Annotated in this window: 19 protein-coding genes; 12 read left to right on the top strand and 7 right to left on the bottom strand. The window is 70.5% G+C overall.

Annotated features, from left to right (window positions below; all coding sequences use genetic code 11):
* Positions 1–270: 270 nt before the first annotated feature.
* Positions 271–651 (bottom strand): winged helix-turn-helix transcriptional regulator, encoded by a 381-nt coding sequence (locus IG98_RS0120420; RefSeq protein WP_245651641.1) that lies wholly within the window; start codon positions 649–651, stop codon positions 271–273.
* 247 nt (positions 652–898) lie between these two features.
* On the opposite strand from IG98_RS0120420, the gene IG98_RS0120415 reads away from it, so the two are divergent.
* The 6 genes from IG98_RS0120415 (at position 899) to IG98_RS0120390 (ending at position 9,050) form a co-directional block, all read left to right on the top strand.
* Entirely contained in the window at positions 899–1,405 is a 507-nt protein-coding gene (locus IG98_RS0120415) for a hypothetical protein (RefSeq protein ID WP_051752525.1), read from the top strand.
* The gene (locus IG98_RS0120410) at positions 1,405–2,802 is read left to right on the top strand and encodes a hypothetical protein (protein WP_030914170.1); all 1,398 of its coding nucleotides are present in this window, start codon (positions 1,405–1,407) and stop codon (positions 2,800–2,802) included. The genes IG98_RS0120415 and IG98_RS0120410 overlap by 1 nt, the downstream gene beginning before the upstream one ends.
* Positions 2,799–4,187: a vWA domain-containing protein gene (locus tag IG98_RS0120405; RefSeq protein ID WP_030914168.1), complete on the top strand. Its 1,389-nt coding sequence runs from the start codon at positions 2,799–2,801 to the stop codon at positions 4,185–4,187. Before IG98_RS0120410 ends, IG98_RS0120405 begins: the two co-directional genes overlap by 4 nt.
* Before the next feature lie 13 nt (positions 4,188–4,200).
* Positions 4,201–5,316, top strand: coding sequence for an ATP-binding protein (locus IG98_RS0120400; protein ID WP_030914166.1), 1,116 nt, complete (start codon positions 4,201–4,203; stop codon positions 5,314–5,316).
* Between the two features lie 82 nt (positions 5,317–5,398).
* Positions 5,399–8,158: a DUF5682 family protein gene (locus IG98_RS0120395; protein ID WP_030914162.1), complete on the top strand. Its 2,760-nt coding sequence runs from the start codon at positions 5,399–5,401 to the stop codon at positions 8,156–8,158.
* A 322-nt stretch (positions 8,159–8,480) separates the two neighbouring features.
* The gene (locus tag IG98_RS0120390) at positions 8,481–9,050 is read left to right on the top strand and encodes a hypothetical protein (protein ID WP_030914159.1); all 570 of its coding nucleotides are present in this window, start codon (positions 8,481–8,483) and stop codon (positions 9,048–9,050) included.
* A 92-nt stretch (positions 9,051–9,142) separates the two neighbouring features.
* Here the strand turns inward: IG98_RS0120390 and IG98_RS0120385 are convergent, their stop codons facing one another.
* Positions 9,143–11,149: a glycosyl hydrolase family 28-related protein gene (locus tag IG98_RS0120385; RefSeq protein WP_211264039.1), complete on the bottom strand. Its 2,007-nt coding sequence runs from the start codon at positions 11,147–11,149 to the stop codon at positions 9,143–9,145.
* 339 nt (positions 11,150–11,488) lie between these two features.
* The gene (gene icmF / locus IG98_RS0120380) at positions 11,489–14,740 is read right to left on the bottom strand and encodes a fused isobutyryl-CoA mutase/GTPase IcmF (RefSeq protein ID WP_037970835.1); all 3,252 of its coding nucleotides are present in this window, start codon (positions 14,738–14,740) and stop codon (positions 11,489–11,491) included.
* Between the two features lie 94 nt (positions 14,741–14,834).
* Between icmF and IG98_RS47095 the strand changes: the two genes are divergently transcribed.
* Positions 14,835–15,380 (top strand): MarR family transcriptional regulator, encoded by a 546-nt coding sequence (locus IG98_RS47095; RefSeq protein ID WP_030914150.1) that lies wholly within the window; start codon positions 14,835–14,837, stop codon positions 15,378–15,380.
* 13 nt (positions 15,381–15,393) lie between these two features.
* On the opposite strand, the gene IG98_RS45070 is transcribed toward IG98_RS47095, so the two are convergent.
* Positions 15,394–15,555: a hypothetical protein gene (locus tag IG98_RS45070; protein ID WP_245651640.1), complete on the bottom strand. Its 162-nt coding sequence runs from the start codon at positions 15,553–15,555 to the stop codon at positions 15,394–15,396.
* A gap of 217 nt (positions 15,556–15,772) precedes the next feature.
* Here IG98_RS45070 and IG98_RS0120365 point away from each other — a divergent pair, with 217 nt between their 5' ends.
* On the top strand, positions 15,773–16,663 hold the full coding sequence (locus IG98_RS0120365; protein WP_037970833.1) for an NAD(P)-dependent oxidoreductase: 891 nt from the start codon (positions 15,773–15,775) through the stop codon (positions 16,661–16,663).
* Between the two features lie 42 nt (positions 16,664–16,705).
* Here the strand turns inward: IG98_RS0120365 and IG98_RS0120360 are convergent, their stop codons facing one another.
* Positions 16,706–17,575: an AraC family transcriptional regulator gene (locus IG98_RS0120360; RefSeq protein ID WP_084195523.1), complete on the bottom strand. Its 870-nt coding sequence runs from the start codon at positions 17,573–17,575 to the stop codon at positions 16,706–16,708.
* A gap of 507 nt (positions 17,576–18,082) precedes the next feature.
* On the opposite strand from IG98_RS0120360, the gene IG98_RS50655 reads away from it, so the two are divergent.
* On the top strand, positions 18,083–18,304 hold the full coding sequence (locus IG98_RS50655; protein ID WP_157594427.1) for a hypothetical protein: 222 nt from the start codon (positions 18,083–18,085) through the stop codon (positions 18,302–18,304).
* Between the two features lie 81 nt (positions 18,305–18,385).
* On the opposite strand, the gene IG98_RS0120350 is transcribed toward IG98_RS50655, so the two are convergent.
* Together IG98_RS0120350 and IG98_RS0120345 are read right to left on the bottom strand one after the other, a co-directional pair.
* Positions 18,386–18,799 carry a nitroreductase family deazaflavin-dependent oxidoreductase gene (locus IG98_RS0120350; RefSeq protein ID WP_245651639.1) on the bottom strand — a complete coding sequence of 138 codons (414 nt, stop codon included), beginning with the start codon at positions 18,797–18,799 and terminating at the stop codon, positions 18,386–18,388.
* Between the two features lie 420 nt (positions 18,800–19,219).
* A complete protein-coding gene (locus tag IG98_RS0120345; protein WP_051752523.1) occupies positions 19,220–22,591 on the bottom strand; it encodes an ATP-binding protein in 3,372 nt (1,123 codons plus the stop codon).
* Between the two features lie 157 nt (positions 22,592–22,748).
* Between IG98_RS0120345 and IG98_RS0120340 the strand changes: the two genes are divergently transcribed.
* The 3 genes from IG98_RS0120340 (at position 22,749) to IG98_RS50650 (ending at position 25,105) form a co-directional block, all read left to right on the top strand.
* Complete coding sequence (locus IG98_RS0120340) at positions 22,749–23,627, top strand: alpha/beta fold hydrolase (protein ID WP_030914136.1); 879 nt, start codon at positions 22,749–22,751, stop codon at positions 23,625–23,627.
* Positions 23,628–24,068: 441 nt separating this feature from the next.
* Entirely contained in the window at positions 24,069–24,938 is an 870-nt protein-coding gene (locus IG98_RS0120335; protein ID WP_030914134.1) for a bile acid:sodium symporter family protein, read from the top strand.
* The gene (locus IG98_RS50650) at positions 24,935–25,105 is read left to right on the top strand and encodes a hypothetical protein (protein ID WP_157594426.1); all 171 of its coding nucleotides are present in this window, start codon (positions 24,935–24,937) and stop codon (positions 25,103–25,105) included. Before IG98_RS0120335 ends, IG98_RS50650 begins: the two co-directional genes overlap by 4 nt.
* The last annotated feature ends 2 nt before the right edge of the window (positions 25,106–25,107 follow it).

Below are 25,107 nucleotides of genomic sequence, written 5' to 3'. Positions count from 1 at the left end.
GGATACTATGCATCCGTATAGGAAGCCTGCCGTGCGGATCGGCTCCCCGGCCACGGGCATGCGCATGTTCCGCGAGTACGACGCCGAAGCCGCCTCGGCATCCGCCACAGGATGACCAACCGGTCCCCAGGTCCACGTTTCTGCTGGTCAACCAAATCTGTTGGATGTTCGGCGGATGCTACGGCAATCCCCTCATCGGCGAGGACCGGGTCGTCTGGGAGCGGAGGAGGACGACGCGGGGCTGATCCAGCTGGACGTCACCGGCAGGTGCTACCGGACCATCCGGTTCGGCGTGGTTGCCTCGCGGGCCTCCAGCAGCTCGTCCCAGTGTTCCGCCGACCACTCGCAGGCCGCGTTCATCGGTTCGAGCATGCTGCGTCCGAGAGGGGTCAACTCGTACTCGACCCGCTGGACGGGGCCGGCGTGGGCGGTGCGGAGGATCAGCCCGTCACGTTCGAGTGACCTCAGCGACTGGGTGAGCACCTTCGCGGTGACCCGACGCAGCGGGACGCGTAGCTCGGAGAATCTGCGGGGCCCCCGCTCAAGGCAGCGAATGATCATCCCCGCCCATTTGTCGCCGAACCGGACGGGGGAGAGGTCTGACGGGCACAACTCGTCGAACATGTCCGCGCGCAGTGGTGGCTCTGTCACGGCGTCCAGGGTATCCGGTGACCGGCCGCCCATGAGGGGGCCCGACAGCGGCTCCAACGCCCTCGTGGCCCAGCGCTCCACAGCCTTCCCAAGGTCGACGACGGGCGGCCGATGACCACAGCCGCGTCGTAACCACCGGAGATCCCCCGGGGACGTTCGGTCTTCGAATCAGGGCGCCGGATGGCCTGTCGCGGATGTGGTTCCTTTGCGGGATTTCTGTCGGAGCGGTGGGATAGGTTCCCGGTTCATGATCGACTGTTTACCGGCCGGCACGGCCGTGTGGGAGCAGTGCGGCAGGGTACCGGTGGTGCCGCCGGTCCGGCCCCGCAAGCTGGCGAAGGTTCCCTTCGTCGAGCTGGCGGACGGCCGGCTGCAGGGCGTCGTGTCGAGCGGCTCGGATATCAGCCGCGTCTACGTCTCCTCCGTCACCGCGGCCACCCACACCTACAGCTGCAGTACCAACAACAACCGTCCGTGCGGCGGCCTGTCCGGTTCCTCCCCGTGCAAGCATCTGCGGGCCCTGACCGTCGAGGCCGTGCTGCAGTACGGCCTCGACCGGGTGGCCCGTTACCTGCGGGCCGAGGTCTCCGAGGGGGCCGACCTGATCGACTGCCTGCGCGGCGGCCTTGGTCCCGCCCCCGCGGCCATGGTGTTCAGCCGTTTCCTGCGCCACCTGGCCTACCTGGAGCTGCCCGACACCACCATGCCGATCCCCGAGCTTCACTGGTTCCCGGCCACGAGGATGGTGCGCTGATGCTCGCCGCACAGCTGACCCGGCTGCGGGACGGCGAGCCGGCCGGCGTTGAGGAGGCGCTGGAGCTGGTGACCGGCTTCGACGAGGCCCTGGTGCACGGGCTGGCCCGGCTCTCCGAGCAGCACGCCGCCGCGCTGACCGCCCTGGCCGGCGCCTTCGCGCTCACCCCGATCGGCGAGGGGGCGGCGGAGGCCGCGGTCAAGGTCGTCTCCGGCTCGATCGCCGAGGAGCATCTGACGATGCTGGCAGGCGGCCGGACCGCGCTGCTGGGCGCCGTACACGACGCTCTGCTGGCCGAGCTGGACGCGGCGCTGGGGCGCGAACGCGCCGCGTGGCAGGCGGCGCAGCCCGAGGCGGACGGCGCGGGCAACCTGCTCGGCGCCGCCCGGTCCTGGCTGTGCGAGCTGGCCATCACCGGCTGGCGCGGCGTCGACCACGACCTCGTCTCGGCCTCGGACCAGACCGTCGAGGCGCTGCTGGCCGTGCCGGAGCAGCGCAGGCCGGCGGTGCTGCTCGACGGCCTGGCGGCCGAGCTGCGCGCCTGCTGCCCGATCGGCACGATGGAGCGTCTGCCCGTACGGCGCTGGGCCGATCTGTGGACCCGGGCCCTGCTGCTGGCCAGGGCGGGCGGCCAGAGCGGCGAGCGCGTCGCGGCCGAGCGCCTGTCGGGGCGGCTGCTGATCCTCGGTGTCGACGTGCACGAGCACGCCACCGCCGTACAGCTGCAGGTGCACGGCGTGCTGGAGCCCGCCGGCGGCGGCCGGGCCCGGCTGGTGCGCACCAGCGTGGCCGCCGCCAAGGTGGACACCATCGTCGGCCCCGCCGTCTGGAAGCTGCCGCACCGCCATCCCCGGTTGCTGAGCGCGCTCGCCGGACGGCGCAGCCTGGAGATCACCGACATGCCCGTGCTGGCCAGTGGTGACCTGGTGTGGGACGACGATCGGGCGCGGGCCGGTGCGCCGGTCGACGCCTTCGCGGTGGCCAGGGTCTCCCTCGCCGGGGCGCTCGCGCCGGCCGCGCCGCCCCTGGACCGCCACCCGGTGCTCATCGCCGAGCCGGTGCTGGTGGCGGACTACAAGGTCACCCGTGACGGCTCGTTCGACCTGGGCGGCGTCGTGCTCGCCGTCGACACCGACGGGCTGCCCGCCTGCGGCCCGCTCACGCCGAAACTGGTGGCCGGATCCTCGGAGTGCATCGGGCTGATGCGCTGGGACGGCGGCGGCTGGTTGCTGCAGCCGCTCGCGGTGCGGGCCAAGGTCAAGAGCGAGACGATCGAGGCGCACACCGGTGACTGGGCGATGGGACCCACCGACCCCAAGGTGGTCAAGGCCGAGGCCAGGGCGGGGGACGCGGTCGCCGTGCTGCGCGAACGAGCCGGACGGTTGCTGAGACGATGAACCGGCACAGCGAGAACAGCACGGCGAGCGCCGAGCAGAACCGGCGCCAGGTGCTCTACTGGCGGCTGCTCGCCCGTCTCTTCGACAGCGACGAGCAGCCCGCGCTGGAGAGCGCCAGTGTGGCCATCGTCGACGATCTCGGGCTGCCCGCGGCGTTGCTCGACCCCTCGGTGTCCGTGGACACCCTGGTGCAGCGTTTTCCCGAGCTGGCCGCGGAGTTCCGGGACCTGCTCGCGCCGGGGGAGCAACCGGGTGAGCGGCCGGGTGAGCAGGAGGCCGGCCAGCAGGTGCGCAGGGCGGCTCTGGTGTCGAAGCTGCTGCTCAACGTCTTCGCCACCGGGGCGGGTGAGGTCACCGCGACCCGGCTCGCGGCCTGGCAGCAGGACGCCGGCTGGTTCAAGCAGGCCCTGGGCTGCGAGGACGGCCGCCAGGCCGGCGGTACGAGTGGTGGTGCGGCCGGCGCGGGCGGCGGTGGGGGCGGCGGCGCGGGTGACCGTGAGCTGGCCTCGGTGCTGGCGGGACTGGAGGCCGACCTGGTCAGCCGCATGCGGTTGCGTGAGGTTCTGGCCGACCCGGCGCTGGCCAGGCAGCTCACGCCGAGCATGTCGCTCATCGAGCAGTTGCTGCGTGACAAGGCCAACCTGTCGGGGGTGGCGCTGGCCAACGCCAAGGCGCTGATCCGCAGGTTCGTCGACGAGGTCGCCGAGGTGCTGCGCACGCAGGTCGAGAAGACCAGCGTGGGCGCCATCGACCGCTCGGTGCCGCCCAAGCGGGTCTTTCGCAACCTCGACGTCGAGCGCACGATCTGGAAGAACCTCGTCAACTGGAACCCCGAGGACCAGCGGCTCTACGTCGACCGGCTCTACTACCGGCGCACCGCCAGGCGCACCACGCCGGCTCGGATGATCGTGGTCGTCGACCAGTCGGGGTCGATGGTCGACGCGATGGTCAACTGCACCATCCTGGCGTCGATCTTCGCGGGGCTGCCCAAGGTGGACGTGCATCTGATCGCCTACGACACCCGCGCGCTCGACCTCACCTCGTGGGTGAACGATCCGTTCGAGGTGCTGCTCCGGACCCAGCTGGGTGGCGGCACCGACGGCACGGCCGCGCTGACCCTGGCACAGCCGAAGGTCTCCGACCCGCGCAACACCGTGGTCGTGTGGATCTCGGATTTCTACGAATGGCAGTGCGAGGCCGTCTTCGCCGGGCTGGAGGCGCTGCACCGCTCCGGCGTCCGGCTCATCCCGGTGGGTTCGGTGAGCAGCGGCGGCCAGCAGAGCGTCAATCCGTGGTTCCGCCAGCGGCTCAAGGACCTGGGCACGCCGGTGATCTCCGGCCACATCCGCAAGCTCGTGTTCGAGCTGAAGAACTTTCTCACCTAGGAGCTCTCCACCGATGACCAATGAGATGTTGCGCGCGCCCGCCGAGGTGAAGTACGCCGAGGAGCTGGACTGGCTGGAGTCGGTCGACGACGGCCCCAAGCCGTTCTCCTGGCGGCTCAGCCCCCGCATGGTCCGACTGTTCGTGCTCGGCTCCGAGCGCTCCGACGGGCTGGAGCGGGAGATCCCACAGAAGTGGTTCGGCGAGCGGAGTTTCGTCGAACGCAGCATCGTGACGCTGGCCTCCGACCGGGGACTGCTGCTCATCGGCGACCCCGGCACCGGCAAGAGCTGGCTGGCCGAGTTGCTCGCCGCCGCCATCTGCCGCAACTCCACCCTGGGCGTCCAGGGCACGGCGGGCACCACCGAGGATCACATCAAGTACTCCTGGAACGTCTCCATGGTGATCGCCAAGGGGCAGTCCCGCGCGTCGATGATCCCCTCGCCGATCATGACGGCGATGGAGCAGGGCGTGATCGGTCGTTTCGAGGAGCTGACCCGCTCGACCAGCGACGTGCAGGACGCCCTGATCTCGATCCTGTCGGAGAAGTACATCTCCATCCCCGAGCTCGACACCGACAACATCGTGTTCGCCAAGCCCGGGTTCTCCGTCATCGCCACGGCCAACAGCCGTGACCGGGGCGTGAACGACCTGTCCTCGGCGCTGAAGCGGCGGTTCAACTTCGTCAGGATCCCGGTCGTGACGAGCAAGGCCAGCGAGGCGGAGATCGTCCGCTTCCGCACCACCGAGCTGCTGCGCCGCCATCGCATCGAGCTGGACCTGCCGCCCACCCTGCTGGACATCCTGCTGCAGAGCTTCGCCGACCTGCGCGCCGCGGCGGCCTCGGCCACCAGCGAGGACGAGAAGCTGGAGTCGGCGCTGTCGACCGCCGAGCAGATCGGTGTGCTGGAGGACGCCATCCTGCACAGCAACTTCTTCGGTGATCGCACCCTGCGCGCCCAGACGCTGGGCGGTGCCCTGGTGGGTTCGCTGGCCAGGCGTACCCCAGAGGACCTGGCCATCCTGAACAAGTACTGGCACGGGGTCGTCGAGCCGCGCAGCAAGAAGGAGGGCGGGGAGTGGACGGACTTCCTCGAAGGCGGTCGCCAGGCGATCTCCACGCTGTCGTGACCTCCTCCCCGCGACCCTTGGCAGCACGCCGAGTTTCCCGCCCAGAGCCAGAGCTCGGGGTGTCCATGCCCGAGGAGATGTGATGAGCACCTTCGCCGCCCTGCGCGGGCAGCTTCTGGATGCCGCCACCGCCTTTGCCGGTGGTCCGGACGCGCTGTCTGAGATCCTGGCGGGCCTGGTCGACGACGTCGACCGGGCGCTGCGCGAGGAGCTGGAGATATTCCCGGTGTGTCACCACTCACCGGCCTCCGCGCTGGCCATGACGCGGCGGCTGCGCGACAGGCAGCCCAAGGTCATCTATCTGGAGTTGTGCGAGGATCTGCGGCCGCTGCTGGAGGAGCTGCGCAACTGCCGGCTGCCGGTGGCGTTGCAGGCGTTCGCCACCGAGTTGGAGGGCTTTCCACCCGGCTCCGGCCCGCTGAGCGTTGTGGCGCCGCTGACCGAGGCCTCGGCGGAGTACCAGGCCATCGCCTACGCGCTGGACACCCCGGGTGTCGAGCTGGTGCTGGTCGACCGCTCGGCCGACCACGTCTTCCAGTGGCTGCCCCAGGAGGAGGCCGAGCCGGTCGCAGCCGAGCACGACGGCGACCTGCACGGCGACGCCGTGGGTGTCGAGGTGGGCGACCTGAGGCCGCGCTTCGCCGAGCTGGAGGAGCACCTGCTGCGCCACGGCAAGGTCCGCCACTGGTCGGAGTGGTGGGACCAGTACGTCGAGCAGCCGCTGGCCGGTGCGGACTACGACACCTACCGGCAGGCCATGGCGCTGATCGGCAGCCTGTTCCGGCGGCTGGGGCCCGGCGGTGAGCGGCTGGCCGGTGACGAGGAACGCGAGCGCCACATGTGGACCCGGATCCGCGAGCACCTGGCCGTCTCCGGCGCCGACCCGGCGACCTGTCTGTACGTGTGCGGTGCCTTCCACGCCGTCAGCACGGTGCCCGAGTTCGGCCTGGCGGCCGACGCGCCGGCGTACACCATCACCCCTGCTACGGCCACGCGCTGGCTGTACGGGTTGATCCCCTCCAGCCACTCGGCGATCGAGGCCCAGTTCGGCCTGGCCCAGGGGTCGGTGTCGATCGCCGCGGCGACCTGGGCCAAGGCGACGACGCGCGGCGGCCTTACGCCGTACCGGCTGCGGGGGCAGCGGGGTACCCGCTCGCGGACCACCCCGGTACGGGCCGCGGTGCCGGCCCCCGCGGAGCAGGTCACCGACCGGCTGTCGGGGTTCCTGGTCACGCCGCCCGTGCTGGACGGCCTGGACGAGGCCGAGCTGCGCGGCTGGTGTGTCGACCTCGTGCGGCTGGCCCGCCGTAACGGCTACCTGGCCAGCACCGCCGACGCCATCGCGGTGTTCGAGACCTCGATCCTGCTCGCCGGGTTGCGTAACCGGGCCAGGCCGACGCCGTACGACTTCCAGGACGCGGCTGTCACGTGCATCGAGAAGGACGTGGTGCCGGGCCGCCGCGACATCCGTCGCCTGTGCGAGATCCTCCTGGGAGGCGACCGGATCGGCGAGGTCGGCTACGACGCGCTCCCGCCACTGGCGCGCGACGTGTACGACCGGCTGGAACCGCTCGGGCTGGACCCGGGCAGGCGCACCCAGCAGCGGGCGCTGCTGGACCTGCGGGCCGATCCCGAACTGGTGCCGTGCTCGGACCTGCTGTGGGTACTGCGCCAGCTGCTGCCCGAGGGCGCGGTCCGGCCCATCATGGGGGCGCGCCGCCTGGGAGAGCGGCCGATCCAGGAGAGCTGGGACCTGGCGATCGGCCGCCACCAACGGTCGATCGTCGAACTGGGCTACGAGGGCGTCACCGTCGAGCAGGTGCTGGAACAGCGCCTGCGCCGCAAGGTGCGAGAGCCCCAGGCCGGTGCGGGGGTCGCTCTGGCGGCGGTGGAGGACGCCATCCTCTACCTGGGCGGCCGCCGTTTCGCCGACGAGCTCGGCAACCGCGCGGTGGAGTTGCTGGCGGCCGAGCGCACCGTGGACGACGCCCCCGAGGTGCTGCGCCGGATCCGCAGGCTGCTGGCGCACTACCGGGCCACCCAGCCGGGCCTGCCGGCCTGGTGCGAGGCGTTCGTCACGGCCGGCTACGCGCACTACTGCACGCTGCTGCCGACCGCCTTCGTGGACGAGGACACCGGAGTCCGCCAGGTCGGTGCCATGCTCGGCTTCCTGTTCTCCATGGAGAGCCTCGCGCTGTCGCTGGGCTGTGACCGGGTCCAGCTGGAGCTGGCGGTGCGGCAGGCGCATCCGCAGGAGCCGGCCAAGATGGCGCTGCTGTGGGCGGCCCAGACCCAGCTGGGCCTGCTCTCGCAGGCCCGGCTGCGCGCCCGGTGTGACGAGCTGCTGGCCAACCCGCTCGTCATCCCCTCCTTCCCGCTCTACCTGAGCGGATTCGTCCAGGCGCTCGAACCCTTTCCCGCCCTCGCGCCGTTCGTGGTCGAGGTGCTGTCCAAGGCCTTCGCGCGACTGCCCGACGAGGTCCTGCTGCCGTGGCTGCCGACGCTGATCACGACGCTGCGCCGGCACGCGCTGGAGCTGGTCCCGGTGCTGGTGCGCGAGGCGGGCAGGACCTTCCCCGCCTCGCTGGCCGAGCTCGACGAGTGGGTCGCGCCGTGGGAGAGGCCGGCCCTGTCCGCGGTGCCGGCCCGGCCGACGGGCGGGCCGGTGGCCGGCCTGCTGGCCGGGCACCCGCAGGCGTGCGACGCCGTGGCGGCGCTGCTCGGCTGCGTGGGGGAGTGGCCGACGAGCGCCGTGAGCATCGCGGCGGCCCCGGCGGTGGGTGAGCTGCTCACCCGGCATCCGGCGGCGACCGGCGCGGTCGCGGCGCTGCTCACCGGTTGAGGACGGGCGAAGGTGCTCGTCAGCGTGCCACGAGGGCGGGTGCGCCTGCCCTCGCCAGGCCGTTTTCGCGCCTGTGTCGTGAGGGGCAGGTAGCGCTCGTGGAACTCCGCCGTCCCCGATCCGGGAGGGGGGTTCGGCAGGCCGGACGGGGGCGCCTGATCCGTGCCTTGGCGCCTTCGGTGCCCGGAGGGTCAAAAGTCCCATGGGAACGGGACCTCCGGGACCTCGGTGCGAGTCGTACGGCACTGCGTCCGGGCTCCGAAAAACGATGTGATGAGGGTGCGACAGAAACCGGGAGACACCACAGGAAAGGGGAGCCGTCATGGCCACCACTCACGGACGAGTTCACACCGGGCCGGTCATGAACACCGCCCCCGCCCCCGCCCCCGTCACCCCCGCCGCCGCGAGGCGCCCGGTCGACTACGTGTGGGCGATCGCCCGCATCGCCCTGGGCTGGGTGTTCCTGTGGGCGTTCTTGGACAAGACCTTCGGCTGGGGGTTCGCCACCCCTGCCGAGCGGGCGTGGATCGCCGGAGGCAGCCCCACCACCGGGTTCCTCAAGGGCACCGGGGAGAACGCGCTCGGCGGCCTGTTCGGCGGCCTGGCCGGGCAGGGCTGGGTGGACTGGCTGTTCATGCTCGGCCTGCTCGGCATCGGCGCGGCCCTCATCGCGGGGGCGGGTCTGCGGATCGCCGCCGCCACCGGCGGGCTGATGATGCTCCTGATGTGGGCGGCCGAACTGCCGCTGACCACCAACCCCTTCATGGACGAGCACCTCGTCTACGCCGTCGTGCTGGTCGGCCTGGCGATGGCTCAGGCCGGCGACACCCTCGGCCTCGGCCGGTGGTGGGGCGCCACCCCGCTGGTTCGGGACCACCCCGTCCTGCGATAACCGTCCATCACGGCGAACAGCCCACCCCCGGAAGATCCGGGGGTGGGCTTTCCCGCTTTACGGCCTGCTCGGTCCCGACGCCCGCCGGTTCCTCACCAGGGGGACGGGACCGGAGGCGCGACGACCGGCGGACGGTCGTCGCAGGTGATGGTGTTCGGCAGTTCCCATGGTGCGAGCCAGGGGCCGGTGGTGCCGCCCCCGTCGTTGCCGCCGAGGTCCGTCAGCGAGAACTCCGAGCCGGTGGACGGGAAGTTGAACGCCCCGCAGTTGTTGACGCCGACCGCGCCGACGTTGCGAGCGTCCACGTTCTCGAAGGACGCCGAGCCCTTCACCCGGGCGCTGACCACGGAGGTACCGGTGCCGTCGACCCTGATGTCCTTGAAGTGGACGTTGGTGATCGAGTACAGGTCCTTCACCGGCCAGTCGCTGACCAGCATGATCGCGTTGTAGGTGTTGTCGAGGAAGTGGTTGCCGACCACCTGGATGTCGGCGTCGATGTTCCTCTCCAGCGCGTAGAACCAGATGGCTCCCAGGCCGATGTTCCAGTTCAGCTCGTATGTACCGGCCCGGACCGTGGTGTTGTCCCTGACCCACAGGTGCCCGGCGAAGGCCTCGGCCCCGAAGCGGGAGCCGACCTGGATGGCGCTGCCCTCCCGGATCGGGTCGGCGACGAGGTTGTTCGAGACGGTGTTGTCGGTGCCGCCGTAGATGGCGATGCCGTTCGCGAGGACGGGCGTCTGCACGGTGTTGTGGTCGAAGGTGTTGCCGGCGTTGGAGGTCTTCTCCGACCACATCGCCAGGCCGTCGTCTCCGGAGTTGCGGATGAGGTTGTTCGACACGACCGAGTTCGTGACACCGGTGTGGAAGTTGAGACCGTCGGCGATCTGGTCGACGATGACGTTGTTGGTGATCTTCAGATTCGTCATCGGCCCGTCGAACCACAGGCCCACCTTGGTGTGGCGGATGTGCAGGCCGTTGACGGTCGAGTCGCTCATCGCCCCGCCGACACCGTTCACCTGGTCGGTGTCGATGCGTTCGCGGACGTCGCCTTCGATCGCGAAGCCGGACAGGTGGACGTTGTCGCTGCCACCGGCCGAGGCGTCCCTGCCGTAGAAGCCGACGCCGGTGTGCACCGAGCCGTCGGGGGCCGGCGCGGGCAGTGTGACCTCGCGGCCCTTGATGATCGTGTACCAGTTGCCCGCGCCCTCGATCGTCACGTCGTCGACGATGATGTGGCGGTTCACCTGGTAGGTGCCCGGCGGGATGTAGACCTTGAGACGCTTGCCCTTGGCGAAGGCGATCGCCCTGTCGAACGCGTCGGCGGAGTCGCGCCGCCCGAGCGGGTCGGCGCCGAAGGCCAGCACGTTCGCCGCGACGAGCCTGACGTGCGGAGCGCCGACGAGGTGCGAGTCGAGCAGGTCGATGACCGTCCAGGCGGCGTTGCTCCCAGCGGGAACCGTGAGCCGCACCCGGTCGCCGGCGCGGTAGGTCCTGCCGAGCAGGAGACGCTGCTCGTCGTAGAAGTGGCTCGGGCGGAACGGCTTGGTGATCGCCGGAGTGGGCGTGGTGGCGGTGGGCACGCAGGCGCACTCGGTGATCCACCAGTCGGGGTGGAGCAGGTCGGCGTTCGGGTCGTTGGAGAACGGATACTGGTTGTACAGCCACGCGTACTGCGAGGTGAGGGTCATGGACTTCCTGGCCCCGCCGTTCACCGTGACGTTGAGCGGCGCGGTGATGCCGCCGCCGTCGGGGGCGTCCGGGATGCTGTAGCGCACGGTGATCGCGTTGGCCGCGCTCGGCAGGGTGAACTCGACGTGCTGACCGGGCGTCAGCTTGACCGCTCTGCGGCCCGACGCCTCCGACGGCAGCGTGTACGCGGTGCGGTCCGGGCCGATGACCGTGCCGTTCGTCGCGGCGTTCTCCGCCTCCTGCTCGGCGAAGTCGACGCTCGCTCCCCGGCCCGCGACGAGTGACGGGTCGAGGCCGGCGCGGGTCACCGCGGGCGCCGAGGCTCCGTTCGCGTTCCTGTCGGCAAGGGCCGGGCCGCCGAGCACGACGCTGAGACCGACGGCGGCCGCGGTCATCACCGCGATCGTCACCGCGGCCCTCCGCGGTGGCCTGCCGGACCACCTCGCCGCGGTTCCTGTGCTGATCCGTGACATCGCATGCTCGTTTCTCTCGGGGGGTGAACGCCCAAGGACGCCCGAGGGAGCGACCGTCCTGAGGTGAGGCGACATTAGGACCCCCGAACCCCACCCGACAAGACTCGTGCGAAATAGTTTCGTAATCTTGCTCTTTAGCTGCGCCTGCCCATCAAATTCTTGCAGTAGCTGTCCTGGGTTGTTGTGAAGTCCCCGCAACGCGCGACCCGCCGCCTACGAGGCGGGTCAGGTATCCGGGGGGCGCCTGACCGGGCACCCCGGCCGGACCGCGGTGTCTCAGACGTTGCGCCGGTACTGGCCGCCGACCTCGAAGAGCGCGTCGGTGATCTGCTGCAGGCTGCAGACGCGGGCGGTGTCCATCAGTACGGCGAACATGTTCTCGCCGTCGTGGGCGGCCTCCTTGAGCGCGGCCAGTGCGGCATGCGCCTGCTCGCGGTGGCGTTCCTGGAAGGCGCCGACCCGCTCCAGCTGGGAGCGCTTCTCGTCCTCGGTGGCACGGGCGAGTTCCACCGGCCCGGCGTCGCGGGCGTCGGCGTCGGGATTGCGGAAGGTGTTGACGCCGATGATCGGCAGGCTGCCGTCGTGTTTACGCTGCTCGTAGCGCATCGACTCGTCCTGGATGCGGCCACGCTGGTAGCCGGTCTCCATCGCGCCGAGCACGCCGCCGCGCTCGCTGATCCGGTCGAACTCCTCCAGCACGGCCTCCTCGACCAGGTCGGTGAGCTGGTCGATGATGTACGAGCCCTGCAACGGGTTCTCGTTCATCGCCAGGCCCCACTCGCGGTTGATGATGAGCTGGATGGCCAGGGCGCGGCGTACCGACTCGGAGGTGGGGGTGGTGACGGCCTCGTCGTAGGCGTTGGTGTGCAGGCTGTTGCAGTTGTCGTAGATCGCGATGAGGGCCTGCAGCGTGGTACGGATGTCGTTGAAATCCATCTCCTGGGCGTGCAGCGACCGGCCGGAGGTCTGGATGTGGTACTTGAGCTTCTGTGACCGCTCGTTCGCGCCGTAGCGGTCCCGCATCGCGACCGCCCAGATCCGCCGCGCGACCCGGCCGAGCACGCTGTACTCGGGATCCATGCCGTTGGAGAAGAAGAACGACAGGTTGGGTGCGAAGTCGTCGATGTTCATGCCCCGGGCCAGATAGGACTCCACGTAGGTGAAGCCGTTGGTCAGGGTGAAGGCGAGCTGGCTGATGGGGTTGGCCCCGGCCTCGGCGATGTGGTAGCCGGAGATCGACACCGAGTAGAAGTTGCGCACCCCGTTGTGGATGAACCACTCCTGGATGTCGCCCATCATCCGGAGTGAGAACTCGGTGGAGAAGATGCAGGTGTTCTGGCCCTGGTCCTCCTTGAGGATGTCGGCCTGCACGGTGCCGCGCACGGTGGCCAGTGTCCGGGCGTGCAGTTCCGCGGCCTCCTCGGGCGAGGGCTCGCGCCCGTGCGCGTCGCGGTGGCGATCGATCGCCTGGTCGATGGCGGTGTTGAGGAAGAAGGCCAGGATCGTGGGGGCGGGACCGTTGATGGTCATGGACACCGACGTGGCCGGTGCGGACAGGTCGAACCCGTCGTAGAGCGCCTTCATGTCGTCCAGGGTCGCGATCGACACGCCGGAGGTGCCGACCTTGCCGTAGACGTCGGGGCTCTGGCCGGGGTCGCGGCCGTACAGGGTGACCGAGTCGAACGCGGTGGACAGCCGGGTGGCCTCGCTGTCGGCCGACAGCAGTTTGAAGCGCCGGTTGGTACGGAAGGCGTCTCCCTCACCGGCGAACATCCGGGCCGGGTCCTCGCCCTCGCGCTTGAACGGGAAGACCCCTGCCGTGAACGGGAAACGGCCCGGCAGGTTCTCGCTCCGCAGGAAGCGCAGCAGTTCCCCGTGGTCGGTGTAGCGCGGCAGCGCCACCCGTGGAATCGTGCTGCCCGAGAGCGACTCGCGGGTGAGCCGGGTGCGCGACTCCCGGTCGCGGACCCGCACCACCTGCTCCTGGCCCGAGTACGCCTCGACGACCGCCGGCCAGCCGTCGATGAGCTCCGCGTTCGCCGGTGCGAGGTCGGCTCTGGCCGCCTCGGCCAGCTCGGCGACGGCCGCGGCGGGCGGTCCGGTGAGCTCGGCCGCCACCTCGGTCAGCCGCTGCAGGCGCCGGGCGGCCTGGATCTGCCGGGCGGTGTCGGCGTGGTAACCGCGCACGGTCTCGGCGATCTCGGCGAGGTAGCGGATCCTGCCGGGTGGGACGATCTGGGCCGCGCCGGTGGACGCGCGGCCGCTCACCTCGGGCAGGACACCGGGCTGGAGCGGCAGGCCGCCTTGGGCCAGCAGGCCGCTCAGGTGCTGGTAGAGGGCGGTGACACCGTCGTCGTTGAAGGTGGCCGCGCTGGTACCGAACACCGGCATGTCCTCGGGCCGGGCGCCGAAAGCCTCCCGGTTGCGGATCAGCTGCCGTGACACGTCGCGCAGCGCGTCGGCCGCGCCACGCCGTTCGAACTTGTTGATCGCCACCACGTCGGCGAAGTCCAGCATGTCGATCTTCTCAAGCTGGGACGCCGCGCCGAACTCGGGCGTCATCACATACAGTGCGACGTCGACGAGAGGGACGATCGCGGCGTCGCCCTGGCCGATGCCCGGGGTCTCCAGGATCACCAGGTCGTATCCGGCGGCCTTGCACGCCTCGATCACCGCTCCGATGTTCTCGGGCAGCTCGCGGGCGCCCCGGGTGGCCAGGGACCGGAAGAAGACGCGGTCGCCGTCCAGGGTGTTCATCCGGATCCGGTCGCCCAGCAGCGCGCCGCCGCCACGGCGCCGGGTCGGATCCACCGCCAGCACGGCCACCCGGAGTTTGTCCTGCTGATCGGAGCGGAACCGGCGTACCAGCTCGTCGGTGAGGGAGGACTTGCCGGACCCACCGGTGCCGGTGATGCCGAGCACCGGCACCCGGCGACCGGCCGCCGCGTCCGCCAGTACCCGCCGGTCGGCCTCCGGAAGTGTCCCGCCCTGCAGGCAGGTGATCACGCGCGCCAGCGCCGTCCGCTCACCCGCCAGCACGCTTTCGACCGGCGCCGGCCGCGCGGCGAGATCGACGTCCGACTCACGGATGAGCCGATTGATCATTCCCGGTAGACCGAACCGCTGGCCATCCTCGGGGGAGAAGATCCGCACCCCCGACCCGGCCAGCCGGGCGATCTCCTCCGGCACGATGACGCCCCCGCCGCCGCCGAAGATCTGGACGTGTCCCAGCCCGGCCTGCCCGAGCGCCGAGGCGAGATACTCGAAGTACTCGATGTGCCCGCCCTGGTAGGAGCTGACTGCCACCCCCTGGGCGTCCTCCTCCATGACCGCGTCGACCACTTCCCGCACCGAGCGGTTGTGGCCCAGGTGGATCACTTCGGCTCCCTGCGCCTGCAGGATCCGCCGCATGATGTTGATCGCCGCGTCATGCCCGTCGAACAGCGCGGCGGCGGTGACGAAACGCACCGGGTGGGCGGGAACGTGCAGCGAGTCGTTGACGCGGGAGTGGTCGTCGGAGCGTGGCACCGGACTCTCCTGGAGAGTAATAAATGCTTGGACATCAAATATTTTGGCATTAAAGTACATAGGGGATCGGGATCCGGTCAAGTACCGTGAACCGGTGCCTAGTTCACCGTCTTTCGACTCCATCGCCGAAGCTCACCGGCAGTGGAACGCCCGCTGGCCGGAACATGCCGACCACATGGCCACCGTCACCTCCGTCATGCGGGTGCAGCAACTGCTGCTGAGCCGGATCGAGGAGACCCTCAAGCCGTACGGCCTGACCTTCGCCGCCTACGAGGCGCTGCAACTGCTGGCGTTCGCACGGGGGGCGCTGCCGATGGGAAAGATGGGGGAGCGGCTGATGGTGCACCCCGCCTCCGTGACCAACGTCGTCACCCGCCTGGAGCAGCGCGGGCTCGTGGAACGGCGTGTCTCCCCCGACGACCGGCGCGTGGTCCTGGCCAGGATCACCTCCGCCGGGCAGACCCTGGCGTGGCAGGCGACCGAGGCGCTCAACGAGAGCTCGTTCGGCCTGGCCGACCTCACCCGCGCCCAGGCCGTCGAGGCCACCGCCCACCTCCGTGACATCCGCGCCGCCCTGGGCGACGTCCACCGGCCAGGCCAGGCCGGAGCGAGCCCGCGCGACCTGCCCGTGCACCCGTAGCCAAGGGGCGTGCTCACCAGGGCCATCCTGGAGCGCGCGGATCGCCTCCCGGCCCACCGTCAGGCCGCCGAGAGGGGGCCATCACCGCGTCCTCCTCGTAGAGCGCGGCGACTCCGGCCGTGTCACCGGTGCTGGGCCGTTCGCCGAACAGGCGGGTGATGTCTTCGGGCCGCATGGCCTTCTCGTACTCCGGTATGGATTCCTTTCGATGTCTTGGACCTCGGCGCCCACCGGCGTGGCCGCTCACCGGCCAGAAGCCCAACAGATGAATCTGCTGTCAACTAGAAGTTACAGCTATGAAACCTTGCCTTGGCGGCACAATCGTTCAAGACCGTCGGCGGCGCCTTGGCCTAGAACGTTGCTCGCAGCGGAGATGGCCGGAGGTGCAGTGGATGGAGATTGGTTTCATCGGTCTTGGGCTCATGGGAGAGCCCATGGCCCTCAACCTGGTCCGCGCGGGGACGCCCCTCGTCGTCTGGAACCGCACCACCGGCAGAAGCGAGACGCTGCGGGCGGCCGGCGCGAAGGTGGTGACGAGTCCCGCCGAGGTGTTCCAGCGGGTGCGCGTCGTGTTCCTCATGCTGGCCGACGGCGCCGCGATCGACTCCGTGCTGGAGCGCGGAACAGCCCGGTTCGAGGCGAACGTCGCGCAGCGCGTCATCGTCCACATGGGGACGACCTCACCCGACTACTCCTCGGGACTGGAGGCCGACATCCTCGCCGCCGGGGGCGGTTACGTCGAGGCCCCGGTCTCGGGATCGCGTGACCCCGCCAAGGCCGGGCGGCTCGTGGCGATGCTGGCAGGCCGGCTCGCGGCCATCGAGGAGGTTCGCCCGCTGTTCCGGCCGATGTGCCACGAGACGGTGGTGTGCGGGCCGGTTCCCTCCGCGCTGCTGATGAAGCTGTCGGTCAACCTGTTCCTGATCACCATGGTGACCGGCCTGGCGGAGGCCGTGCATTTCGCCGACCGCCACGGCCTCGACCTGCGCCTGCTCCTGGACGTGCTCGGTTCCGGCCCGATGGCCAGCGGTGTCTCGCGGGTGAAGGCGCTCAAGCTGGTCGAGCGCGACTTCAGCGCTCAGGCGTCGGTCGCCGACGTGCTGATGAACAACCGGCTCATCGCCGAGGCGGCGCGGAAGTCCGGCCTGGCCTCGCCGCTGCTGGACGTCTGCCACGCCTTGTTCGGCGAGACGCTCGCGCTGGGGCATCACCACTCGGACATGGTGACCGTCGTCCGCGCGATCGAGGCCAGGACCGGATCGACCCGGGGAGCACAGGAATGACCACGTACCCGATCGTGACCGTCACCGGTGCCGCCCTCAACGTCACGGGTGGGCTGTGACACCGGCGAGCGCGGCGACCCACCTCGCCGGCGTGAGGCCGTAGGCCCGTTTGAACATCCGCGTCATGTGGCTCTGATCGGCGAAGCCAGCCCCCAGCGCGGCGTCGCACAACGGCACGCCGCCCGCCAGCATCCGGCGTGCCCGGTCCAGCTGCCGCATGGTGCGGAAACGGGTCGGGCTGGTGCCGAACGCGGCCCGGAACTGACGCGCGATCGTCCAGCGGTCCAGGCCCGAGACATCCTCGAACTCCTCAACCGTGTGCCTGACCGCCGGATCGTCGGCGATGAGGTCCCGTACGCGTGACAGCGGCTCCAGGGCGAGCGGTACCCGCTTCCTCACCGGCGCGGAAGAGTGCCTTTCCAGCATCCCCGCGGCCAGGAGCGCGACCTCGAGACGTTCGAGGTCGCCCAGCGGCTCGTCGATGTCCGCCAGTGACGCGAGAAGGGACGGATGCACGTCGCGATGCCTGACGACAGGATCGGCGACAAAGGGTAGCGGCCTTCCACCCAGCGCCTCCTGGATGAGGAAAGGGTCGATGTAGATGATCCGGTAGCCGAATCCCTCGTCGGTGCCCGCCGCGCCGTCATGGGTTTCGTCGGGGTGCAGGATGTGCCACTCTCCGGGCAGGCAGTGCCGCAGCTCACCGCGGTAGCGGAAGGTCTGCACACCCCGCAGTGTCATCCCGATCGCATACGTGTCGTGGCGGTGTGGTGAGAACGCCTCACCGACCAGCGACGCCTCGAGCCGCTCGATCCCCTCGGTGCCGGAGCCGAACCGCAGCCGATGCCCGGGCAGGTTCCCACCTGCCTGCAGGCGCCGGCACAGGGCTTCGAGATTCGGCTTTCGCTGCATCTCCACGAAGCTACACGCCCCATACGGCATGCCACGTCGCGCGGCCGTACGACGGGTCGTCCAGGGTGGGCGGGGCGAGCGGGTCGGCCGGGACCACCACGTCGGTGTTCCGGATGGAAGACAAGATTCCTCCGTCAGTGACGAACAGGGCGGTCAGGTTTTCGCGCCGACCCGCCGAGGAGATATGGAGGGCGAACCGTTACCGGACCTGCGGGGGAAGGGGGAGACCGGGACTGGCCGACCAATCTGCTATTGGATGATTGTTCTGTCAAGACGCACTTACCGGGTTCCCGCCGACGTGCGACGGAGATCGTCACCCGGTCCGGCGTCCAGCTGACCGCGGTCGGCGCCGGCTCCAACGCCACCGTCGCGACCGGCGGAAACACCTTCCGACAGGGAGTCGTTCCGCCGTTCGGCGATGCTTCGGCCGCCGGCCGAGGCGCGGGCGTGGTGGGCGTCGGGGCAGGCGACCCACGCGGTCGACAGGTGGGCGCCGCCTCGGCGAGCGTGAATTCGTCGCCACGGGGTGAGGCGGTCTTCCGCCTGTTGGAGGTGTACTCCCGGATAAGGGATCCGCGGGAGACCCTGGCCGTGAACGGCCTGGCCCGCACGACCGTGCGCGCGCTGCGGCACAACCCCGCCGAGCGTACGGCGGTGCTGACCGGAGTGGGCAGCGCGGTGCGCGAACTGGCCCAGAACCGGGGAGAGGCGAAGCGGCTGCTGGCCTGAGGGACATCGGCGCGCACGGGCTCGGCCGGTTCCCCACCGGAACCGGCCGAGCGCTCGCGACACGCTCTCTCCGATGCTCCGTCAGGTGATGCCCTCGGCACGCTCCAGCACCACGACAGGCAGGAGCCGGGGGGTCTGGACCTGGTAGTCGCCGTAGCCGGGTGCCGCCCGCACGACATGCCCGAACAGTTCCTCGCGTCGCGCCCCTTCGGCGGGAACCGCGAGTGCCTCGAAGGTCTCGGTGCCGACCTCCACCCGTACCACGGGATGGGCGAGCAGGTTGTGGTACCAGCCGGGGTGAGACGGGGCACCGAGGTTGGAGCCGACGATCAGCAGCGAATCGCCGTGGCGGACGTAGCCGAGAGGAGTGGTCCGCTCCGTCCCCGACTTCGCGCCGATGGTCGTCAGCAGCAGGAGATCCCCGCCTTCGAAGGGGCCACCGACCCTCCCTCCGTTGGCGCGGAACTCCTCGATGACCGATTGGTGGAAAGACATGGGCATACGGTTTTCTGTCTCCGGAAAAAGTGTGTGGATCCGCAGTGACTGCGGTGATGGTGGATGGCGGTGATACGCGCGGCACGGAGCGACCGCTACGCCTCTCGCCGTACGTGGACAGCGGGCCGCCGCTGACGGCCTGACGCGGTGCGGAAGCCCAGGGCAGGCATGGCGGGGCTCGGAACTCGAAGAGCGGGAGACGACGTGCGATCGCGCTACGTCAGGTACAGGGCGCTGAGTACGAACTCATGGCGGATCCTCCGCGTGAAGGGTGCTCGCCCGATCGCCGACCGGCCCACTGCTCTTTGGCCGGCGTCACGCGACACCGGGACCATTACACGCACCCGGCGGCCGCCTGTCAACACCGAAGATCGGGCACGTGCGCCGGGCCGAACCCGGCCGTTGTCACAGACGCCACTCTCACTGGCGACCGTTTGCGAGAGGCGTGTCCGGTCGTCCGCTGTCAAGGCGGTCGAGTGCGTCGCGGGCGGCGGTCGTCCAGAGCGTCGAGGCGGCCTTGTCAGCGATCGTCAGCGCCTGCCGGTAATGGTCCGCGGCCTCGTCGCGGTATCCGAGAGCGACGGCGAGATCGCCGAGGTGAAGCGCTACCGGGCCGAGGGTGAGCAGGCCGCTGCCCGCTCCGGCCAGTTCCCCCGAGGCGGGCCGTAGTCGGGCGTAGGCACGCTCCATCGCCGATCGGTCGCCGATCCCGACGGCGGTCCGGGCGGCGAGGCAGGTGCGGACCTCGTAGAGCAGGTCGAGGGGTGAGTCGGGGAGGGCCTTCGCGGCCACTTCGGCTTCGCCGCGGCGGCCCGCGGCGAGCAGGAGCAGGGGGCGGGCCCAAGGCGCGTACGGGCCCCAGTCCGCCTCCTCGTCCGCTGCCGGCCTCTCGCCCCGCTGGATGCGCAGGCACAGCAGGGCGAGCGGGAGAATGCCCTGTTCCATTCCCGGCATACCGCTGCCGGCGAGTGCGGTGCTCGCGGTGCGGTAGGCGGCCTCCGCCTCGGCCAGGTGGCCGGTGACGGCCAGCCGCAGCGCGGCGTACCACTGGGTGAACACACCCGCGAGGGGGATGTCGTGCTGTTCGGCGAGACGGTCCGCGGCAGCGGCGTGCGCGTCGGCCGTGACGAAGTCGGCGAGCGCGGAGTGGGCCTGGATGAGGATGAGGTGTCCGAGCACCTCGAAGGTCACCAGGTGGTGCCGGGTGGCCAGATCAACCAGTTCGTCGCCGATCCGGGCACGTCGCGGGGCCATTCCGGCCTGCTGGAAGGCCTGCATGAAGCGGCCGTTGAGGGCGAGGGCGAGCAGGGCCGGGTCTCCCAGCCGACGGGCGATCGCCTCCGCCTCCCGCGCCGCCCGAAGTCCACGGTCGGTGGGGACGCCGCGCAGTTCCAGGGCGAGGGTGCTCAGCAGACGGCTGCGCTGTGCCGCCTGGCTCTCGGGCAGGGCGGTCAGCGTGCGTTCGATCGCATGGACGATCTGCCGGGCGAGGTCCTCGTCGTCGTTGCGGGTCCAGATCGCGGGCACGTCGAAGGCGCTGATCACCTCGGCGGTCAGCTGCGGGTCGCCGAGTTCCTCGGCTGTGGTGATCGCCTCCGCGCGGTACTGCCTGGCGCTTTCCAGGGAGCCGGTCACGGCCAGTGCCCGCACCATGCCCATGACCGCCTCCAGCCGGCTGCGCACGTCACCCTCCGCTGCCCGGTCGTGGGCGGCGAGGGCCTGCCGCCACAGCCGTGCCGCCTCGTGCGGGGCGAATCCTCGCTCGGCCCGCAGCGCCGCCGCGCGGGCGTAGCGGGCGGCTCGGGCGGCCGTGGACCGGCTCTCGGCGTGGCCGAAGTGGTGGGCGAGTGAGGTGATGTCGTCCGGGTGCAGCCGTTCGATCGTCTCGGCGACGGCGGCGTGCCAGCGAGCCCGGCGTGGCCCGGAGATGTCGTCGTAAAGCGTGTCGCGCACCAGGGCGTGGGCGAACCGCAGCCGGCCCGGTTCCCGCTCGGTCAAAAAGCCCGCGAGCAGTGCGGACTCCAGAGCGTCGACCACGAGGTCCTCGTCTGCCGCGAGGGCGATCAGCACGTCCACGTCGATGTCTCGGCCGATCACGGCCGCCTGCCGCAGCACCGCCCGTGCCGGTTGCGGCAGCCCCTCCAGGCGGTGGCGGATGACGTCCCGCACGCCCGCGGGAACGGCGTCGAGCGCCGCGGGGCCCTCGGTGTTGACCAGCCGCGCGAGCTCGCGGACGAAGAACGGGTTGCCGCCGCTGCGCCGGTGGATCACCTGCGCGGTCCGTGCGTCCACGTCCCGCTGGACGACGGCACGGACGAGTTCGCCCGTGGCCGCCTCGGACAGGCCGCCCACGTACACCCGGGCCGGCTCCACGCGGGCGAACCCGGCGAGTGCGTCGGTCAGGGCGGGGGAGATCTCGGTGGCCCGGTAGGTCCCGACGAGCAGTATCGGCCCGGCGGCAGGTTCCGTGACCAGGGTGGCCAGCAGGTCCAGGGTCTCCGCCGCCGCCCGGTGCAGGTCGTCGAAGACCACCATCACCGGTGCTCGCCGCGCTACCGCGGCCAGATAGGAGGCGGCCGCGTGGTGCATGCGAAACCGGGCCGCGGACGGTGTGGTCGCCGTGCCCTCCGGCACAGGAACCAGGGCCGGGGCGGGCTCGGCCCCGGCGGCGGCCAGGTTCTCGACGATCTGTGTCCACGGCCAGGTGCCGGGCGCCCCGTCGTGCTCGGGGCTGCGGCCCCACGCCGTGGTCCAGCCCCGTGCCGTCAGCGTACCCGTGAGCGCCTCGGCGAGCGCGGTCTTTCCCGCGCCGGCGTCGCCGGAGACCAGGGCCAGGGCGGGCCTGCCCTGCCGCACGGCGGCTGCGGCGGCCTCTTCCAGCTGATCCAGCTCCCGCGCGCGTCCGACGAACGGCCGTCCGGCGGGATCAGCGGGCGCCGGGTACGACACCGCCGCCTCCCGCGGTGACAGCATGACGCCGGTGTCGCCGCCGGCCTTGGCGGGGGCGGCGAGGTGGGGGGCCTGGGCGAGGATGTCGGCCTCCAGCCCTCGCAGCCCAGGGCCGGGATCCACGCCCAGTTCCCCGACCAGCACCTCCCGGGCCCGGCGCAGGACGGCCAGGGCGTCGCCCTGCCGGCCCGACCGGTACAGCGACAGCGCCAGCAGCCTCCAGGCGTCCTCGCGCAGCGAATGACCCGCGGCGTGGGCCTCCAGGTCAGGCACCGCCTCGGCGGCCCGCCCCAGCTCCAGCAGGGCCTCCGCACGCCGCTCCACGGCCAGCAGCCGCAGGCCGTCCAGGCGGGTGATCTCTCCGCGTGCCCATGGCTCCTCCGCGAACTCCGCGTACGCCGGCCCCCGCCACAGGGCCAGCGTCTCCTCCAGGCCGGCCAACGCCTCCCCGGCCCGCCCCGCCGCCAGCAGCGAGCCGGCCGCACCCGCCGCCGCCTCGAACCGCCAGGCGTCCACCGACCGCCGCTCCGCCCGTAGCGCGTAGCCGGGGGAGGCCGTCACCAGCAGCCGGGCGGGCTGCCGGGGAGGACGGTCGGGTTCCAGAGCGCGGCGCAGCGCGGAGACGAACGTCTGGATCACCCCGACCGCCCCGTCCGGGGGCCGCTCCCACAGATCGTCGACGAGGCGGCCGACCGGGACGACCCCGCCCCTGGCGATCAGCAGCCGCGCCAGTACCGCTCGGTGCCGGGGACCTTTCAGCGGAAGCGGACCGTGCTCGTCCGAAGCCTCCAGCGGACCCAGCACACCGAAGGTCACCGCTCGTGCCGTCGCCTCGCTGGTCATGTCACCCAATGTTATCCGGCCGCCTCGCGTGGGTCCTTGCCGGCAGAGCCGCTCAGCCGCCGCTGACCGGCTGCTGACCGGCTGCTGAGCGCCGACGGGCAGGCTGGTCGCAGTCACCCGACAAGAACAGACATGCCTAGCGGAAAGGGTCCTCACCGTGGAACCCAGGATCACCGGATTCGACTACCAGCGCGTCACCGTCACCGAAGGCGTGTCACTCAACGTCGCCGTAGGCGGCTCCGGCAGCCCCGTCGTGCTGCTGCACGGATTCCCCCAGACCCACCTGATGTGGCGGCACGTCGCCGCCGACCTGGCCTCCGATCACACCGTCATCTGTCCCGACCTGCGCGGCTACGGTGACAGCGACAAGCCGGCCGACACCGATGGGCACACCTACTCCAAGCGCACCATGGCCGCCGACATCGTCGCCCTCGCGCGCGCCTTCGGCCACGAGCGCTTCGCCCTGGCGGGCCACGACCGGGGTGCCCTGGTCGCGATCCGTGCCGGCCTGGACCATCCCGATGTGGTCACTCATCTCGCCTCGCTCGACGTCCTGCCGACGCTGGACATGTGGGACGTGATGCACGGCGCCTCCGCCGCCATCGGCTTTCATCTCTACCTGATGGCCCAGCCGCCCGGCCTGCCCGAACAGATGATCAGCGCCAGCGCGGACGTCTTCTTCGGCTACTTCCTGGACATCTGGACCCGGAATCCGGAGGCGATTCCCGCCGACATCCGCGCCGCCTACCTGAAGGCCTCCCGCCAGGCCGTCCCCTCCATCGTCGCCGACTACCGGGCATCGGCCGCCATCGATATCGAGCACGACCAGGCAGACCGCCAGGCCGGGAACCTGTTGCGCATGCCGGTGGCCGTCCTGCAGCAGGACTGGGGGGCGGCCCTCGGCTTCGACGCCGCCGCCCTGTGGGAGGCATGGGCACCCCACCAGGAACATGCCACCGTCTCCTGCGGCCACTTCATGGCCGAAGAGGCCCCCGCCGATGTCGTCAAGGCGCTGCGCGACCTTCTGGCCAGGTAAGCCATCGCCGTGGAGGCGGGGATCATCGTGGACGGCCACTGTGGTGATGTGCGCCCGCACCTGTCAAGGGATTCAGAAGGAAACCGGCTTTGGGCACATCGCAACACGAAGAGTAAATGCCGGATTTGATTTACTTCGTAAAGGAAGCGGGGTGGTGAACAAAACAGTCACAACCGCCCAGGACACCAAAACCGCAGCCAGCGTCGGCCCGGCAGGTGGCCCTGAGCACGGAGCCGGTCAGGGGGCCGCTCATCGTCGTCCTGATCGGAGGTCCGTGGTCGCCGACCCGCCGCATGGGGCCACGGCGGTGTACGGCCCCAGGTGACGATCTGTGCCGGTGGGTTGCTCACTGCCATAACCGTGACGATGATCGTGTGGATGGTACCTCAGCAATGGCACCACGCCGCCCCAGCGACAGATCGCTGATAAGGAGCACCCCCCATGGCTCTTGCCGGAACCCTCCTGCCCATCGCGTTGGCGATCATCATGTTCGGCCTCGGGCTGAGCCTGACGATCTCCGACTTCCGTCGTGTCGTCGTCTATCCGAAGGCCACCGTCGTGGCGCTCGGCTGCCAGATCCTGGTACTGCCCGCGATCTGCTTCGGTCTGGTGGTCGTCTTCGACCTGCCGCCGGCGCTCGCCGTCGGCATGATGCTGCTGGCCGCCTCACCCGGCGGCACGACGGCCAACCTCTACAGTCATCTGTTCGGCGGTGATGTCGCGCTCAACGTGACGCTGACCGCGATCAACTCGGTGCTGGCGGTCGTGACGCTGCCGCTGGTGACCAACCTGTCGCTGTCCTACTTCGAGGTCGGCTCGGGCACGCTCGGCCTGCAGTTCGACAAGAGCCTGCAGGTGATGGCGGTCGTGCTGGTTCCGGTCGCCATCGGCATGGCGGTCCGCGCCGTGGCACGGCGCTTCGCCGAACGGATGAACACGCCCGTGAAGATCGCCTCGGCGGTCATCCTGGCACTGGTGATCGCCGGTGCCCTGCTTCAGGAACTCGACAACCTCAGCGGCTACATCCGGTCGGTGGGCCTGATCACGCTGGTTTTCAGCGTGATCAGCCTGGCCGTCGGCTACTGGGCGCCGCGCCTGGCCGGAGTGAAGCGCGGCCAGGCCGTCGCCTCCTGCATGGAGATCGGGATCCACAACGCCACGCTGTCGATCGCGGTGGCACTCTCCCTGCTGAACAGCTCCCAGATGGCCGTCCCGGCCGCCACCTACGGCGTGCTGATGTTCTTCACCGCGGCAGGAGCCGGATTCCTGCTCAGATCTCGCACGGCAGAGCCGATGCCTTCGGACCGGTGACCGCCGCGATCGTCCTGGCGGTCACCGTCGCTCCGCTCGCCCGTGCCCGGGCAGGTGAGGTGGACGTGGCCCTGGGCGATCCGGACCGTCTCAGCGGAGAGTCATGGCGGTACGGCACCGGGAACCGGTGCCGTACCGCCGTGAGCATGGGCGCCGATCGGGTGTGACC

The organism is Streptosporangium amethystogenes (assembly GCF_000721075.1).
GTDB lineage: Bacteria > Actinomycetota > Actinomycetes > Streptosporangiales > Streptosporangiaceae > Streptosporangium > Streptosporangium amethystogenes.
The sequence above is the reverse complement of the archived record's forward strand: the minus strand, read 5'-3'. Positions and strand labels throughout refer to the sequence as shown.